Origin of the sequence: Achromobacter sp. UMC71 (genome assembly GCF_014170305.1) — a bacterium.
Classification (GTDB): domain Bacteria; phylum Pseudomonadota; class Gammaproteobacteria; order Burkholderiales; family Burkholderiaceae_B; genus Achromobacter.
This window is the reverse complement of the sequence record NZ_LZZT01000054.1, coordinates 1-16,239: the sequence shown is the minus strand read 5'-3', so window position 1 is coordinate 16,239 and position 16,239 is coordinate 1. Positions and strand designations below refer to the sequence as shown.

The following is a 16,239-nucleotide window of genomic DNA, read 5'->3' as shown; positions in this document are numbered from 1 at the left end:
CGGAAAGGACGACGGGCCATTATTGGCCCGCCGTCATGCCCTGTCCAGAGGGGGGAGCTGGGCGTCGCGTCAGTGGCGGCGCGCGATCGCGTCGATCCAGAAGCGGGTGGAGGGGTCTTGCGGCGCGGCCTGGGTGGCGGGCGCGTCGAGCTCGCGGATGATGTTCTTGGCCAGGGCCTTGCCGAATTCCACGCCCCATTGGTCGAACGGGTTGATACCCCAGATCACGCCCTGGGCGAACACCTTGTGTTCGTACAGCGCCAGCAAGGCGCCCAGCGTGTAGGCCTCCAGGCGCGGCAGCACGATCAGCGAGGACGGCCGTCCGCCCGGGTGTACCTTGTGTTGCGCCAGCAGACGGGCTCGGTCTGGGTCTTTCTCGGTAAGCGAGGTTTCGGCCAGGGCTTCGTCGAACGATTTGCCGCGCAGCAGGGCGGCGCGCTGGGCCAGGCAATTGGCGATCAGCAGTTCGTGGTGGCGCGCATAGGCGTGGTCCGGCTGTTCGCACAGGATGAAATCGACCGGCGCGCCCGCGGTGTCCTGGTGCAGCCACTGGAAGAAGGTGTGCTGGCAATCGGTGCCCGACATGCCCCAGACGGCCGGGCCGGTCGGCACGCCCGCCGGGCTGCCATCGGGCGTGGCCACCTTGCCCAGCGATTCCATTTCCAGCTGCTGCGCCCACGGCACGATGTGGTACAGCCGCGAATCGTAGGGCGAGATGACCAGCGAGTCGTAACCCAGCACGCTGCGGTTGACCACGCCGGCCAGCGCCAGTTGTAGCGGCGCGTTTTCGGCCATGGGGGCATGGCGGAAATGCTCGTCCATGGCGGCCGCGCCGGCCAGCAGCTGGTCAAAGGCGTCGTTGCCCAGCGCCAGCGCCACCGGCAGGCCGATGGCGGACCAGAGCGAATAGCGGCCGCCCACCCAGTCCCAGATCTGGAAGATGTGGTCTGGCGAAATGCCCAGGTTGAGCGCGGCCTCGACATTGGCGGTAATGGCGACGACCTGCTTGATCGGGTCGGCCACGCCGGCTTCGCGCAGCCAGTTCATGGCGACTTCGGCGTTGGCCAGCGGCTCGGTGGTGGTGAAGGATTTGGAGGCGACGATGACCAGCGTGTTGTGCGGGTCCAGCCGGCTCATGGCGTCGGCGACGGAATGCGAATCGACGTTCGAGGCGAAGCGCACTTCGCGCCGCGCAGCGCCGTAGCGCAGGGCGCGCGTGACCAGCCGGGGGCCCCAGTCGCTGCCGCCGATGCCCAAGTGCAGCACGCAGCTGTAGCGGTTGGCGGCATCGGCGTCGCGCACGAATTGGCGCACGCGTTCGCGTTCGGCCAAGACGGCGTTGGCCACCATGGCCGGCGGCTGGGCGGCGCGCAGCGCGGTATGCCAGGCGGGGCGCTGTTCTGTCCAATTGGCGTTGCCGCCGTCGAACAGCTGGGCGCGGGCCGCCTCGAAGCCTTGTTGCGTCAGCAGGGCCGCCGCGGCGGCCTGCAGGGCGGGCGAATGCGCTTGCGCGCTCAGGTCCAGGCGCAGCCCCGGGGCATTGATCAGGCGCAGTTGCTCGCCGCGCAGCGGAGCATGTTGCGCGGCGGCGGCGAATTGCCGCCAGGCGGGGCTGTTGGGCAAGGACATGGGCAATCTAGAAAGGCAAAGTGGCGTCGGGAGCGAGTTTAGCCAGTTCCCGGCGGAAATCGCCCTGGATGCGGGCCAGCGCCTCGGCGGTTTGGGCCTCGAAGCGCAGGACGACGACAGGGGTGGTGTTGGAGGGGCGGGCCAGGCCGAAGCCGTCGGGGTATTCGGCCCGCACGCCGTCGATGGTGATCACGCGGGTGGCGCCGGGGAATTGCCCCTGCGCCTGCAGCGCCTCGACCAGCGCAAAGGGCTGGCCTTCTTCCATTTCGAGTTTCAGTTCCGGCGTGGAGACGTCTTGCGGCAGGGCTTCCAGCGGCGCGCCGGCGTCGGCGAAGCGCGACACGATCTCGAGCAGGCGGGCGCCGGTATAGAGCCCGTCGTCAAAGCCGTACCAGCGTTCCTTGAAGAAAATGTGGCCGCTCATTTCGCCTGCCAGCGGCGCCCCGGTTTCGGCCAGCTTGGCCTTGACCAGCGAGTGGCCGGTCTTCCACATCAGGGGCTCGCCGCCCGCGGCTTGCACCGACAGGCCCACATGGCGGCTGCACTTGACGTCATAGATGATGGTGGCGCCGGGGTTGCGTTCGAGCACATCGCGGGCGAACAGTACCAGCTGGCGGTCGGGCCAGATGATCTGGCCCGATTTGGTCACCACGCCGAGGCGGTCGCCGTCGCCGTCGAAGGCCAGGCCCAGTTCGCAGTCGGTGGTGGCCAGGCAATGGATCAGGTCCTGCAGGTTCTTGGGCTCGGCCGGATCGGGGTGGTGATTGGGGAAGGTGCCGTCAACCTCGCAGAACAGTTCGGTGACCTCGCAGCCCAGGGCGCGGAACAGCTGCGGCGCGATGGCGCCGGCCACGCCGTTGCCGCAGTCGATCGCGATCTTCATGGGGCGGGCCAGCTTGACGCCGGAGGCCACCCGCGCGATGTAGGCGGCCACCAGGTCGAGCTCGCGGCGCACGCCGGAGCGCGCGGCCGGGGCCGCCGGGGCGCCGTTCATGGCGCGGGCCAGGGCCTGGACGTCTTCGCCGTACAGCGCGCGGCCGCCCATCATCATCTTGAAGCCGTTGTACTTGGGCGGATTGTGGCTGCCGGTAATGGCGACGCCCGAACCCGTCTGCATGGTGTGCGCGGCGAAATACACCAGCGGCGTGGGCACCTGGCCGATATCCAGGGTGTCGACGCCGCCTTCGAGCATGCCTTCCTGCAGGGCCTGCGCCAGCATTTCGCTGCTCAGGCGGCCGTCGCGGCCGACCACCAGCGTCTGGATGCCCTGGTCGCGCGCGGTGGCCGCCAACGCCACGCCCAGGGAACGGGCGAAACGGGCGTCGATCAGGTCCGGGACCGTGCCCCGGATGTCATAGGCCTTGAAGACGGCGGCGGGAAATTGCGTGTTGTCGGCCACGACGGTTCCTTGTGTAGCAGTTGCGCTGGTAAACCCCTACGCCGGACGGACCCGGCCAACGGGGCGCAAAGGGGAATTATCCCCCATTGGCGCAGACGCATCATCCGGCGGGCGGCGTAGGGCGTCATGGGGCTTGCGCCGCCCGGAATCCGCTGGCGTCATCCGAAGGTGATACGCTTGCCATGCAAGCAGAAAGACCGGAGGGGCCATGGGAGCCAAAGTATCCAAAGTCATGTCATCGGGCGGCGCCAGGCGCAGGCGGGGGCCGCCCACGGACTTCGCCGGCCCGGCAGCCGGGCGCGAACGCCGGCTCGACATCCACGTATTCGTATCGCCGGGCGGCGAACTGGCGACCGGCCGGGCCTGGGAGCGCTGCGTCTGGCGCGACGCCCGGGTGCTGATCGCCGAATGCCCGGCGCCGCATCTGCCGGGCTCGGTTGAAAACGCCTTGCGCGCCATCGCGGCCAGCGTCGCGCGCGACCTTGCCTGGCAGGGCATGGGCACCGTGGCGTTTTCGCTGGACGACCGCAGCGGCGTCTTTCGCGTGATCTGCGCCGAATCACAACCCCGCTCAGGCGCGGCCGTGGCCGACTTCGAACCCGTCGCCGCGCACGCGCTGGAAGTGCGCATCGACGGCTGCGCCGACCGCCAGAAGCCGTGCACCCATTTACTGGTTTGCGGCGCCACCCGCGGCGAAGCGCTGCGGCGGGCCTACCGCGCCCTGTCTGAAATGCCGGGGCCGGCCGGCGTGGACCGCGCGTTTCTGATGAACCGCATCGCCTCGCGCGCCTATTGCACGGGCCTGACGGGCACCCGCCTGGATCAGGCCGTCGGCTGACCGGCGCCGCGGGCCCATTCGGGGCTGCGGCGTCTTCTCGGACCCGCTCGCCGTCCCTGGCGCCGCCGCTGCCTCTACAATAGCCCGTACTCCCTTTCGAACTGCGCTCGGGCGCGGCCCGGTGCGACCTTCCTGTGCGGCGCCTATGAATTTGCTGAGCGATTTGCAGTCCCTTCTGGGCGAGTCCCATGTGCTGACCGGCGCCGACGCCGATTCCTACGTGCTGGACTGGCGCCGCCGCTACCGCGGCGCCGCGCTGGCGGTGATCCGCCCCGGCTCCACCCAGGAAGTGGCCGACGCCATCAAGCTGTGCGCCCGGCATGGCGTGCCGGTGGTGCCGCAGGGCGGCAATACCGGCCTGTGCGGCGGCGCCACACCCGACGACACCGGCAACGCCGTGGTGCTGTCCACCGCCCGCCTGACCCGCGTGCGCGCCCTGGACACCGACAACGACACCATCACCGTGGAAGCCGGCTGCATCCTGCAAGCCGTGCAAGAGGCCGCCGCCAATGCAGGCCGCCTGTTTCCGCTCAGCCTGGCCGCCGAGGGCAGCTGCACCATCGGCGGCAACCTGGCAACCAACGCCGGCGGCACCCAGGTGCTGCGCTACGGCAACACGCGCGACCTGACTCTGGGACTGGAAGTCGTCACCGCCGAGGGCGACATCTGGGATGGTCTGCGCGGTCTGCGCAAGGACAACACCGGCTACGACCTGCGCGACCTGTATATCGGCAGCGAGGGCACGCTGGGCATCATCACGGCCGCCACGCTCAAACTGTTCCCGCGGCCGGTGGCCTCATGCACCGCGCTGCTCACGCTGGACAGCATCGACAACGCCGTGGAACTGCTGTCGCGCGCCCGCGCCGGTTTCGGCGCCGCGCTGACCGGCTTCGAACTGATGAGCGGCCATTGCCTGCAAGCGGTAGTGCGCCTGTTTCCGCAGCAACGCCTGCCCTTTGACGGCGAGTCCGCCGCTTCGCCCTGGTTCGCGCTGCTGGAACTGTCCGACAGCGAAAGCGAAACCCATGCGCGCGAGCGTTTCGAAACCGTGCTGGGCGAGGCCATCGAAGCCGGCCTGGTGAACGACGCCGCCATTGCCGCCAACGTCGCGCAGAGCAAGGCCATCTGGCATCTGCGCGAAAGCATTCCGCTGGCCGAGGCCGAGCTGGGCAAGTCCGTCAAGCACGACGTGTCGATCCCCATCTCCGGCATCGCCGGTTTCGTGCACAAGACCAATGCGCTGCTGCAGGCGCGCTTTCCCGGCGTGCGCCACGTGATCTTCGGCCATCTGGGCGATGGCAACCTGCACTACAACGTGGCCAACGCGCCGGGTCAGACCGAAGCGGAACTGCTGGCGCTGCAAGGCGACATCTATGGCGTGGTGCACGACAGCGTGCACGCCCACGCCGGCTCCATCAGCGCCGAGCATGGCGTCGGCCAGCTAAAACGCGACGAACTGCCGCGCTATAAGAGCCCGGTCGAACTGGCGCTGATGCGCCGCATCAAGCGTGCGCTGGACCCGCAAGGCCTGATGAACCCCGGCAAGGTGCTGCAGGCCTGACGCAAGGCGCTCAACCCTTTCCCATAAGGAACATACATATGGTGTCCAGTCCTGCTGCGGGTGCGAATCAACGGATCCTGATCGTCGAAGACGATCACATCATCGCGGGCAACCTGTACACCTTCCTGGAAGCGCGCAAGTTCCTGCCGGACGTGGCCTACAGCGGCCCGGCGGCTCTCAAGCGCCTGGAAGAGCAGCGTTTCGACGCGATGATCCTGGACATCGGCCTGCCGGGCATGGACGGCAACGCGGTGCTGCACGCCCTGCGCAACGACAAGCGCCTGCCGTTGCCGGTGCTGGTGCTGACCGCGCGCGACAGCCTCGAAGACAAGCTGGCCGGCTTTTCGCACGGCGCGGACGATTACCTGACCAAGCCGTTCGCGCTGCTTGAAGTCGAGGCCCGCCTGCTGGCGCTGATCCAGCGCGCCAAGGGGTCCACCGTCGACACCGTGAGGGTGTTCGGCGACCTGCAATACGACACGCGCAGCCGCATGGTGTCCATCGGCGGCAAGCCGGTGCACCTGACGCGCAAGGCCACCATCATTCTCGAGGCGCTGCTGCGCGATCCGGGCCGGGTGGTGTCGCGCGAAGAACTCGAATCCCAGCTGTGGGGCAGCGAGCCGCCGTCCTCCGACGCCTTGCGCAGCCAGGTGCATCTGCTGCGCCGCGCGCTGGCCGATGCGGGCTTTGACGGCATCGAAACCTTGCACGGCACCGGCTGGCGGCTGGTGCCCGGCGGAGGCCCCGCATGAGCCGCGCTTCCACAGGCAGCGGCACCCTCACCCAACGGGTGGTGTGGGCGCTGACGGGCACCGTGGCGCTGTTCGTCACGGCGCTGGCGCTGCTGGCCTACCTGACGTTCGACCAGATGGAAGACGATCTGGTCAACGACATCCTTAACACCGAAATGGACCGCCTGGTGCAGCATGCGCGCACCAGCGACCAGTTCTTGCCGCGGCGGGGCGCCCGCGAGCTGGGCGGCTCCATGCGCGCCTGGCTCAGCGTCGACGGCCAGCCGCCCATCGGCATGCCCGAGGAAATTCGCGGGCTGGACAACGGCCTGCACCTGATCGAGCCCGGCGCCTACACCTGGCACGTGATGGTGGCCGAAACCGGCACTGGCAAGGTGTATCTGCTGTACGACGCCACCGACAACGAAGAGCGGGTGCACGACTTCGGCCTGATCGTGCTGGGGGTGGGCGCGATCTGCGTGGTGGGTGCCTATGCCCTGTCGCGGCGGGTGGCGGCGGTGGCTGTCGGGCCACTGCTCGACCTGACCGACCGGCTGTCCACCTGGGCGCCGGGGGCACCCGACCTGGCCGTCACGCGCGACGACGAGGCCGGCAGGCTGATCGAGGCTTTCAACCGGGTGCAGAACCAGGTCGACCGGTCGATTGCGCGTGAACGCGAATTCGCCGGCAACCTGAGCCATGAGGTCCGCACGCCACTGGCGGCCATCCGTTCCGACAGCGAGCTGATGCTGCTGACCCAGGAGCTGACTCCCGACCAGCGCCAACGGCTGACGCGGGTGGTGGACAACGTCGACGACGTCATCGTCTGCCTGGAAAGCGCCCGCGCCATGGCCCGCGACCAAATGCGCCCGCCCGAGCCGGTGGACCTGGCCGACTGCATGCTGGACGCCTGGCGCGGCTATGAAACCCAGGCCGGCATGGCCGACCTGCGTTTCGACAACCGCATCGCGCCCGACCACATCCGCATCCTGGACCGCTACGCGCTGCTGACGGTGCTGCGCAACCTGATCCGTAACGCCGTCGAACACGCGGCCCCGGCCACGCTCACGGCCAGCCTGGGCGCTGATGGCGCATTGTTGCTCAGCGACGATGGCAAGGGCATCGCCACCGACGACCTGCCGTTCCTGTTCCGCCGCTACTACAGCGGCCGGATGCGGGATTCGGGGGCGGCCGGCCGGGACGAAACCGCGCGCGGCCTGGGCTTGGCGATCGCCAAGCGGGTCTGCGACATGCAAGGCTGGACGCTGACCGTGGAATCGTCGCGCGAAGGCGAACAGCGCGGCACGCGCTTCACGTTGCGGCTGGAGGCCGTGGGCCTGACGGCCTGAGCCAAGGGGCCTGGCCGCAACCGATCCGGAATCGGGGCCAGGTCTGCGCCGGAATTGCCTGTCAGGCGTGGCCGAGGCCTTGGGTGATATGAACGAATTTGACGAATTTTCGACTATCTCCCGCCTAAGCTGTCCGCTCCAGCAGATCGCCGCCGCCCCTCGCCCTACATGCCACCCTTATCCTCGCCTGCTTATGCCAGGCCGAACGCTGTTTCCTATTTCTTCACGCACGTCGTTGGGGTGACGCTGATCCTGGCCTGCCTGGCTTGGTGGGCGAACGTGTCCGGGCTGGACATGGCCATCGGCCGGGCGCTGTTCAGCCCGGCGCTGGACGATTTTCCGTTGCACACCAACCGTTGGCTGGAGCTGGTGGGCCATCGCATGGTGCTGGCGTTGCCCATCGGCATCGCCTTGGGCGCGGTCGCGGTCGCCGCGGCCAGCTACCGCATTCCCGCCTGGCGTCCCTTGCGTGGCGCGGCGCTGGCGGTGGCGCTGACTTGCGTGGCAGGGCAATTGCTGGTCAATCAGCTCAAGCACTTCACCACGCTGCCGCGTCCCTACGACCTGGAGACGCTGGGCGGTTACACCCCGTACCCCCTGTCTTGGTGGACCTGGGACCGTGGCAAGGCGGGCGGTGCGCTGCCCAGCGGCCACGCCGGCGCCGGCTATTCCCTGCTGACCCTGTATTTCGCCGGCTGGGCCGCGGGGCGGCCGAGCTGGCGCTGGGGCGGCTTGGCGGCAGGCGTGATGGCAGGCGTGGGGTTTTCGATCGTGCGGATCCTGCAAGGCGCGCACTTCCTGAGCCAGACCCTGTGGTCCGCCGCGCTGATGTGGCTGCTGGCCGCGCTGTTTTTCTGGCCGGTGCTGCGGGGGTGGACCGTGGGCGGCCCGTCCCCCGCGTCCAACGCTCAGTTGAGCAGCAGACCGGGCAACCAGAGCGAGAACGCCGGCACGTAGGTCACCAGGGCCAGGGCGGCCAAGAGCGCGCCATAGAACGGCCAGATCGTCCGCATCACCGTCCCCACCGAGACGCCACCGATGGCGCACCCCACGAACTGGGTGGTGCCCACGGGCGGCGTGTTCAGCCCCAGCGCACAGTTCAGCAGCATCACGATGCCGAATTGCACCGGCCCCATGCCGTACTGCACGCAGATCGGCAGGAAGATCGGGGTGCAGATCAGGATGGTCGCCGCCATGTCCAGAAAAGTGCCCAGCACGAACAGGATGACGTTGACCATCAGGAAGATGGCCCACGGGCTGGTGGATACCGACGCCATCAGTTCGCCGGTCTTTTCGGCCACGCCATAAAAGCTGATCAGGTAGCCGAACGTGGCGGAGATGCCGATCAACAGGAGCACCACGCCCGTCGTCTTGACGGCCTTGCTGGCGGCCCGCACGAACTGGTCCCAGGTCAGCGAGCGGTAGACGAAGAGGGTCAGCGCCAGCGCATACAGCACCGCCACCGCGGCCGATTCCGTCGCCGTGAAGACGCCGCTCAGGATGCCGGCGATGATCAGCACCACCACGAACAGGCCCGGCGTGGCGGCCACCAGCGACCGCCACACGATGGCCCAGCCGGGAAAGGTGCCCGCCGGGTAGCCGCGGCTGCGCGCCACGAAATAGGCGGCCGCCAGGTTGCACAGCGTCAGGATCAGCGCGGGCACCACGCCCGCGGCGATCAGCGCCGCGATGGACACCTTGCCGCCCGCGGCCAGCGTGTAGATGATGATGTTGTGGCTGGTGGGCATCAGCGCACCGACCAGCGCCGCGTGCGTCGTGACGTTGACGGCGTAGTCGGCGTGGTAGCCCTCGCGTTTCATCATGGGGATCATCACCGATCCCATCGCCGACACGTCCGCCACCGGCGATCCCGAGACGCCGCCGAACAGCGTGCAGGCCACCACGTTGGACATGCCCAGGCCGCCGCGCACGTGCCCCACCAGCGATTTGGCGAACGCCACGATGCGGTCGGCGATGCCGCCGTACAGCATCAGCTCGCCGGTGAAGATGAAAAAGGGAATGGCCAGGAACGAGAACGCGTTCATCCCCGAGGTCATCTGCTGAAAGGCGACCGCCAGCGGCAGGTCTTCATACATGATCGCCGTGATGGACGACAGGCCGATGGCGAAGGCCACCGGCACGCCGATCACCAGGAACCCCATGAACGTGAACGAGAGTAGGGTCAGCGCCATGCCGGTACCACCTTTTGGTTGCGCAGGAGGGCGATGATGTGCTCGATGGAAAAGAGCGCGATCAGCGTGCCGGACAGTGCCGCGGGAACGTATTTCCAGCCGTTGGAGACGCCCAGGTTGGGGATCTTGTAGGGCCAGACGGACTCGGCGAGCAGGCCGCAGTTCCAGGCCATCAGCACGCCGAACAGCAGCACCAGCAGGTGGATGAATATCTTCAGGCGCCGCTGGCCTGCCGCCGGCAGGGCGTCCACCAGCGACTCGAAGCCGATGTGGCCGGCGTCGCGCACGCCGACCGCGGCGCCCAGCATGGTGACGTACAGCACCAGCAACAGCGCCAGGCTCTCGGCCCAGGTGGGGGTGCTGTTGAGTACGTGGCGGCCGAAGATCTGCAGCGTCACGGCGATGATCAGGCAGACCAGCCCGAACACGCTGGTCCACATGCACAGGCGCGCCAGGCGGGCGCAGGCTCGGGCGTAGGCGTCCAGCGGGGCGGCCAGGGCTCGCGCCCGGCCCCCCGCCGTGACATCCGTTTCATTGGTTGAGGTAGCCAGCATGATGTTTCCTTACTGGACGGCCTGGATCTTGGCGACCAGGTCTTTCATGTCGGGCGTGGTGACGTAGCGGTCATACACGGGCTTCATCGCCGCCTGGAACGAGGCCTTGTCCACCTCGACGATCTGCGAGCCGGCTTTCTCGACCACCGCGCGCGACTTCTGTTCGCGCTCATCCCACAGCTTGCGCATATAAGGCACCGATTCGCGCGCCGCCTCGCGCAGCGTCTTCTGGTCCTCGGCCGACAGCTTGTCCCATTGCCGCTTGGAGAAGATCAGCATCTCCGGCGTCATGGTGTGGTCGGTCACCGCGTAGTACTTGGCCACCTCGTAGTGGTGCGCGCTTTCGTAGCTGGGGTAGTTGTTCTCGGCCGCATCCACCAGCCCCGTCTTGAGCGAGGTGTAGACCTCGCCCATCGGCATCGGCGTCGCGTTGCCGCCCATGGCCTCCACCATGGCGACAGACAGGTCCGACTGCTGCACCCGGATCTTCAGCCCTTTGGCGTCGGCCAGCGTCTTGATGGGCTTGTTGCGCGTGTACATCGACCGCGAGCCGCTGTCGTACCAGGCCAGGCCGACGAAACCGGCCGATTCGCACGAGCGCAGGATCTGCTCGCCGATCTCGCCGTCCAGCACCTTGTGCAGGTGCTCTTTGGAACGGAACAGGAAGGGCAGCGACGGCACGCGCGTGGTCTGGCAGATGTTGTGCATGGCCGCGCTGGACACGCGCGCCATGGCCAGCGCGCCCATCTTCACTTGTTCGATCGAGTCGTCTTCATTGCCCAGCGCGCCGCCGGCATACACCTTGACCGTGATGCGGCCGTTGGTGCGTTGCTTGACCAGCTCGCCGAACTGGCGCACGGCTTGCACGGTGGGGTAGTCGTCGGGATGGATGTCCGCGGAGCGCAGCTCGGCGGCATGGGTCGCGGGAATCAGCGTCAGCAAGGCAGCCGCCGCCAGGAAGGCGCGGGTCAGGGTCGGGCGCAGCATGTCTACCTCCGGTAGGGAGTACGGCGTTTCGTTGAGGGCCGGTGAGGCCCCGAAGCTCTTTGATATCTACGGACCTGCTTACTACACATGCGTGGGCGCTTGGTCGCGCCGCGGTCGGGTGCTAGCCGGCGCTTGCGGTTTCCTCCAGGCCCTGCGCGCCGGGGCGCAGGGCAAAGACGGCGCCGGCGGCGGAGCCGGGGGCGGCGTCCGCGGGACGGATGGATGTGACGAACAGGACGTCCAGGTCAGGGCCGCCGAAGGCGCACATCGCGACCCGCGGGGCGGGCACCTCGACGCTGTGGTCCAGGCGGCCGTCCGGGGTGTAGCGGTAGATCCGCCCAGCTTCGTTGCCACAGATCCAGTAGCCGCCGTCGGCGTCCACTGCGGCGCCGTCGGGCCGCCCAGCGGGCAGCTTCGGAATGAAGACGCGGCGGTTGCTCGGCACGCCAGCGTCGATGTCGTAGTCGTAGGCCCACACGACCTGCCGCGCGGGGTGCGAGTCCGACAGGTACAGGGTGCGGCCGTCGGGGCTGAAAGCCAGGCCATTGGGCACGATCAGGTCGTCGACGATGGCGTGCAACGCGTCGCCGCCGTCATGGCGGTACAGGCGGCCGGCGTGGCTGGCCAGGCTCATGTCCATGACCATGGTGCCGGCCCAGAAGCGGCCTTGCCGGTCGCAGCGGCCGTCGTTGAAGCGCATGCCGGGCGCGCCGTGGCGTACGGCCGCTAGCGGCCGGGGCTGGCAGGGCTCGCCGGCTATCAGCGGCCCGCAGGCATACAGGCCGGTTTCCATGGCCAGCAGCCAGCCGGCGCCGCGTGGCGCGATGCAGCCGGCCATCTGCGGCAGCGCCCAGTGGTCGATGGCGCCGCTGGCCGGTGTCCAGCGCCAGAGCGCGCGGCCGGGGATGTCGGTCCAGTAGAAGGACTGGTCGGCGGCGCGCCAGACCGGGCTCTCGCCCACGCCGCAGAGCTGGGTGCCGATGCGTTCAGCGGAAGTCGCCATGGCGGGCAGGGGATCAGCGGGGCGGAAAGGGGAAGGGGCCGGCCTTGACGAACGCGCCGCCCTGGTAGCGGGCGGCGGGGTCGTCGGCGGGCAAGGGCGGCTGCGCCTCGACCTGGGGGCGGAATGGCTCGGAGGAATCCTTGGGGGCGAACCCCAGTGCGGCGGCGCGGTCGTTATCCCACCAGCTGTCGCGGTTGGCCGACGCGCCGTAGGCGATCAGGTGGCCGACGCCGGGCGTGAATAGGGACCGCACCACCAGGTCCGTCAGATCGTCGTAGCTGAGCCAGGTGACCATCATGCGGCGGTCCTTGGGTTCGGGGAACGACGACCCGATGCGCAGGCAGACGGTTTCGATGCCGTAGCGGTCGTAGTAGAAGCGCGACAGGTTCTCGCCGTAGGCCTTGCTCAGGCCGTAATAGCCGTCGGGCCGCAGCGGCACGTCCGCGTCCAGCTGCGCGCCTTGCTCGTAGAAGCCGATGACGTGGTTGGAACTGGCAAACACCACGCGGCGCACGCCATGCACGCGGGCGGCCTCGTAGACGTGGTACACGCCCTGGATGTTGGCCGGCAGGATTTCTTCGAAAGAACGTTCCACGGAAACGCCGCCCAGGTGCACAATGGCGTCGGCGCCGCGTACCAGTTCGGACACCGCCGCGGCGTCGGCCAGGTTGCAGGGCACGACTTCCTCGCCGGGGCCGGCGGGCGCCATCGCCGCCACGTCGGACACCCGTAGCACGTCGGCGTAGGCCTTCAGGCGTGGACGCAGCACCTGGCCCAGGTTGCCGGCCGCGCCGGTCAATAACAGGCGCTGGCAACGGGGGGCAGCAGGCATGCGGTCGACAACTAGGCTCATGGCGCAACGCTCGGTGGATGGCGCGGTGGAATGGACTTGTCTGGTACGTTATCGTACAACCTGTCCAAAGTATAATAAGCACGAAATTTTGCAGTCAAGCTCCGCGCAACCGCTTTCGGATAATCCCTGATGAACGCTCCTGTCGATACCCCCGTTTTGCCGCAGCGTCGTCCCCGGAACCTGGCCCAGGGCCTGGTCGAGAGCATTTCCGAACGCATTCGCGGCGGCGCTATCCGCCCCGGCGACAAACTGCCTACCGAATCCGAGATCATGCGGCAGTTCGGTGTCAGCCGCACTGTCGTGCGCGAAGCCCTGTCGCGGCTGCAGGCCTCGGGCCTCGTCGAAACCCATCATGGCGTGGGCACCTACGCCCTGGAGCCGAGCGGCAGCGGTGATTTCCGCGTCGATCCGGCCGACATCGCCACCGTGCGCGACGTGCTGGTGCTGCTGGAACTGCGCATCTGCCTGGAAAGCGAGGCCGCCGGTCTGGCCGCCGTGCGCCGCAGCGAGGCCCAACTGACCGACATGCGCCGCGCGCTGGACGCCTTCAAGAGCGCGCTGGACACGGGCGGCGACACCATCACCCCCGACTTCCAGTTCCATCTGCTGATCTCCCAGGCCACCGACAACCGCTATTTCGCCGACCTGATGTCGCACCTGGGCTCGGCGATCATTCCCCGCACCCGTATCAACTCCGCCAAGTTCGCCCACGAAGACCGCCCCGCCTACCTGGCGCGCGTCAATCTGGAACACGAAGATATCTACAACGCCATCGTGCGGCAGGACGCCGAAGCGGCCCGCGCCGCCATGCGCACCCACCTGAGCAACAGCCGCGAGCGCCTGCGCCGGGTGCAATAGGGCGGCGCCGGCAAGGGCGTACCGCTGCGCAATAGCCGCCGCGCGCGTGCCCGGCGGCCTTTCCTTGCGATTCACGATGCAGCGGGCGTAGAAATACGACGTCATACAACGTTTGCGCATTGCTCGTCGCATGCCTTGCCGCGCTTGAGGCCGCTGCGCCGCATCAAACCGCGTTAACCTTGGCCGTTTTCATTCACCGGACGGCAAGGCATGGATTGGCTCGGTCATCGTAGCGACGCATCAACACAAGGGCTTTCCAGCCATGAGGGGAGGGCTGCGACATGCGCCGCCTGACACTCCGATTCATCGTGTCGGTGCTGGTCCTGCTGACGCTCAGCCGGCTAGGCCTGGCCTTGTGGATGTGGGACCGCGTCGAGGCCGCAGGGGGGCTGTGGCCCGTGCTGTTCGGCGGCTTGCGTATCGACGTCTGCCTCTTGTCCATGGTGATCGCGCTGCCGGCGGTGTTCTCGCCCTGGCTGGGCCATCGCGCCTGGGCTGCCCGTGTCACTGCCTGGTGGTTCCGCATCTGGTGGATGCTGTATGCGCTGCTGGAAGTCTCCACGCCGCAATTCATCGCGGAATACGATACCCGCCCGAACCGCCTGTACTTCATCTACCTGCTCAACCCCAAAGAAGTCGGGTCGATGCTGTGGCAGGGCTACAAGGGCGTGCTGCTGGCCGCCGCGATCGTACTGGTGCTGGCAGCCTGGCTCGCCGTCAAGCTGTTCCCGGTCCGCACCCGCGACCCCTTCATGGCTTGGTGGAAGCGGCCCATCGCGTCCGTGGCGATCCTGGCGCTGGTGGTATTGGGCGCGCGCGGCACGCTGGAACATCGCCCCATCAACCCGGCCAAGGTCGCTTTCAGTTCGGACGCCATGGTCAATTCGCTGGCGCTGAATTCGCTCTACAGCGTGTTCGACGCCGCCTACCGCATGCGGGACGAACGCTCGTCGGCCGCGATGTACCCCAAGATGCCGGTCGACGAAATGAACGCCATCGTGCGCGAAAAAGCCGGCCTGTCCGGCCCGCCGCTCGATCCGCGCTACCCCAGCCTGCACGAACAGAAAGCCACCGTGCGCCGCGACAAGCCACTGAACGTGGTGATCATCCTGCAGGAAAGCCTGGGCGCGCAGTATGTAGGCAGCCTGGGCGGCAAGGACCTCACGCCCAATATCGACCGCCTGTCCAAGGACGGCTGGATGTTCCACCGCGCCTACGCTACCGGCACCCGCTCGGTGCGCGGCATTGAAGCGGTGACGGCGGGCTTTCTGCCCAGCGTCGCCGACGCCGTGGTCAAGCTGCCGCGCTCGCAAACCGGCTTCTTTACGTTGGCACAGGTGCTGGGCAAGCACGGCTACCATTCGCGCTTCGTGTACGGCGGCGAATCCCATTTCGACAATATGCGAGCCTTCTTCCTGGGCAACGGCTTCAATGAAGTCATCGACCGCCCGAAGTTCGTAAACCCGGTATTCGAAGGCTCGTGGGGCGCTTCCGACGAAGACATGTTCAACCAGGTCGACCGCCTGCTGCGCGCTGACGGCGACAAGCCGGTCTTCACCCTGGCGTTCTCGGTCAGCAACCATTCACCCTGGGAGTACCCGGAAGGCCGCATCCAGCCGGTGGGCGACCCCGCCAGCGTGGACAACACGGTGCGCTACGCCGACTGGGCGCTGGGCCAGTTCTTCGACAAGGCCCGCCAGGCGCCCTACTGGAACAACACGGTATTCCTGGTCATTGCCGACCACGATTCGAGAGTCTACGGCTCGATCCCGGTGCCGGTGCGCCACTTCCAGATCCCGGCGCTGATCCTGGGCGCAGGCATCGCGCCGCGCCAGGACGAGCGCATCGTGAGCCAGATCGACATGGCGCCGACGCTGCTGTCGTTGATCGGCCTGGATAACGTGAATCCGATGCTGGGGGCCGATTTGACGCAGCGCGATCCGAATCGGGCGCTGATGCAGTACGCGGATAACTTTGGATATTTGCGTGGCGACAAGCTGTTGGTTCTGGAGCCTGCGAAGCCGCCGCGTGAATTTCGATATGAGGCAGCGCCTGTTGGACGTGATGAGACTTACGAGCCTGTGGAGCCGGCGGATGACGGCTTAGTCAAAGAGGCTTTGGCGCATGGGCTATGGGGGAGTTGGGTTTACCGGGAAGAGAAATATCGGTTGCCTTGAGTTGAGTTCTTGAGCCGCGCGTGGCGGTGTCGGGGTGGGGGGGGCGGGGCTACGATTGCGGTCCGGAGCCTTCGCTCCGGACTGCCCCGTGCTCATCCTCGTCACCGC

General features: G+C 67.7%; 14 protein-coding genes. 7 read left to right on the top strand and 7 right to left on the bottom strand.

Annotated elements, in window-relative coordinates; genetic code table 11:
• Positions 1-69: 69 nt before the first annotated feature.
• Both pgi and A9974_RS26530 read right to left on the bottom strand, forming a co-directional pair.
• A complete protein-coding gene (gene pgi / locus A9974_RS26535) occupies positions 70-1,635 on the bottom strand; it encodes a glucose-6-phosphate isomerase (RefSeq protein ID WP_183007161.1) in 1,566 nt (521 codons plus the stop codon).
• A 1-nt stretch (position 1,636) separates the two neighbouring features.
• On the bottom strand, positions 1,637-3,028 hold the full coding sequence (locus A9974_RS26530; RefSeq protein WP_183007160.1) for a phosphomannomutase/phosphoglucomutase: 1,392 nt from the start codon (positions 3,026-3,028) through the stop codon (positions 1,637-1,639).
• 208 nt (positions 3,029-3,236) lie between these two features.
• Here A9974_RS26530 and A9974_RS26525 point away from each other — a divergent pair, with 208 nt between their 5' ends.
• From A9974_RS26525 to A9974_RS26505, 5 genes are all read left to right on the top strand, one after another.
• Complete coding sequence (locus tag A9974_RS26525) at positions 3,237-3,866, top strand: BPTD_3102 family carboxylase-like protein (protein WP_183007159.1); 630 nt, start codon at positions 3,237-3,239, stop codon at positions 3,864-3,866.
• Positions 3,867-4,011: 145 nt separating this feature from the next.
• Positions 4,012-5,427, top strand: a complete 1,416-nt coding sequence (locus A9974_RS26520) for an FAD-binding oxidoreductase (protein WP_183007158.1) — start codon at positions 4,012-4,014, stop codon at positions 5,425-5,427.
• 38 nt (positions 5,428-5,465) lie between these two features.
• Positions 5,466-6,179 (top strand): response regulator transcription factor, encoded by a 714-nt coding sequence (locus A9974_RS26515; protein WP_183007157.1) that lies wholly within the window; start codon positions 5,466-5,468, stop codon positions 6,177-6,179.
• Complete coding sequence (locus tag A9974_RS26510; protein ID WP_183007156.1) at positions 6,176-7,507, top strand: HAMP domain-containing sensor histidine kinase; 1,332 nt, start codon at positions 6,176-6,178, stop codon at positions 7,505-7,507. Before A9974_RS26515 ends, A9974_RS26510 begins: the two co-directional genes overlap by 4 nt.
• Positions 7,508-7,747: 240 nt before the next feature.
• On the top strand, positions 7,748-8,464 hold the full coding sequence (locus A9974_RS26505; RefSeq protein ID WP_370539687.1) for a phosphatase PAP2 family protein: 717 nt from the start codon (positions 7,748-7,750) through the stop codon (positions 8,462-8,464).
• Here the strand turns inward: A9974_RS26505 and A9974_RS26500 are convergent.
• From A9974_RS26500 to A9974_RS26480, 5 genes are all read right to left on the bottom strand, one after another.
• Complete coding sequence (locus A9974_RS26500; RefSeq protein WP_183007154.1) at positions 8,416-9,699, bottom strand: TRAP transporter large permease; 1,284 nt, start codon at positions 9,697-9,699, stop codon at positions 8,416-8,418. The two genes, A9974_RS26505 and A9974_RS26500, sit on opposite strands and share 49 nt — an antisense overlap.
• Positions 9,690-10,253 (bottom strand): TRAP transporter small permease, encoded by a 564-nt coding sequence (locus A9974_RS26495; protein ID WP_183007153.1) that lies wholly within the window; start codon positions 10,251-10,253, stop codon positions 9,690-9,692. Before A9974_RS26495 ends, A9974_RS26500 begins: the two co-directional genes overlap by 10 nt.
• Before the next feature lie 9 nt (positions 10,254-10,262).
• Complete coding sequence (locus A9974_RS26490) at positions 10,263-11,240, bottom strand: TRAP transporter substrate-binding protein (RefSeq protein ID WP_183007152.1); 978 nt, start codon at positions 11,238-11,240, stop codon at positions 10,263-10,265.
• Positions 11,241-11,361: 121 nt separating this feature from the next.
• On the bottom strand, positions 11,362-12,243 hold the full coding sequence (locus A9974_RS26485; RefSeq protein WP_183007151.1) for an SMP-30/gluconolactonase/LRE family protein: 882 nt from the start codon (positions 12,241-12,243) through the stop codon (positions 11,362-11,364).
• A gap of 13 nt (positions 12,244-12,256) precedes the next feature.
• Entirely contained in the window at positions 12,257-13,096 is an 840-nt protein-coding gene (locus tag A9974_RS26480) for an NAD(P)-dependent oxidoreductase (protein ID WP_183007150.1), read from the bottom strand.
• A 129-nt stretch (positions 13,097-13,225) separates the two neighbouring features.
• Between A9974_RS26480 and A9974_RS26475 the strand changes: the two genes are divergently transcribed.
• Together A9974_RS26475 and A9974_RS26470 are read left to right on the top strand one after the other, a co-directional pair.
• Positions 13,226-13,954 (top strand): FadR/GntR family transcriptional regulator, encoded by a 729-nt coding sequence (locus A9974_RS26475; RefSeq protein WP_183007149.1) that lies wholly within the window; start codon positions 13,226-13,228, stop codon positions 13,952-13,954.
• A gap of 281 nt (positions 13,955-14,235) precedes the next feature.
• Entirely contained in the window at positions 14,236-16,131 is a 1,896-nt protein-coding gene (locus tag A9974_RS26470; RefSeq protein WP_183007148.1) for an LTA synthase family protein, read from the top strand.
• Positions 16,132-16,239: the final 108 nt, after the last annotated feature.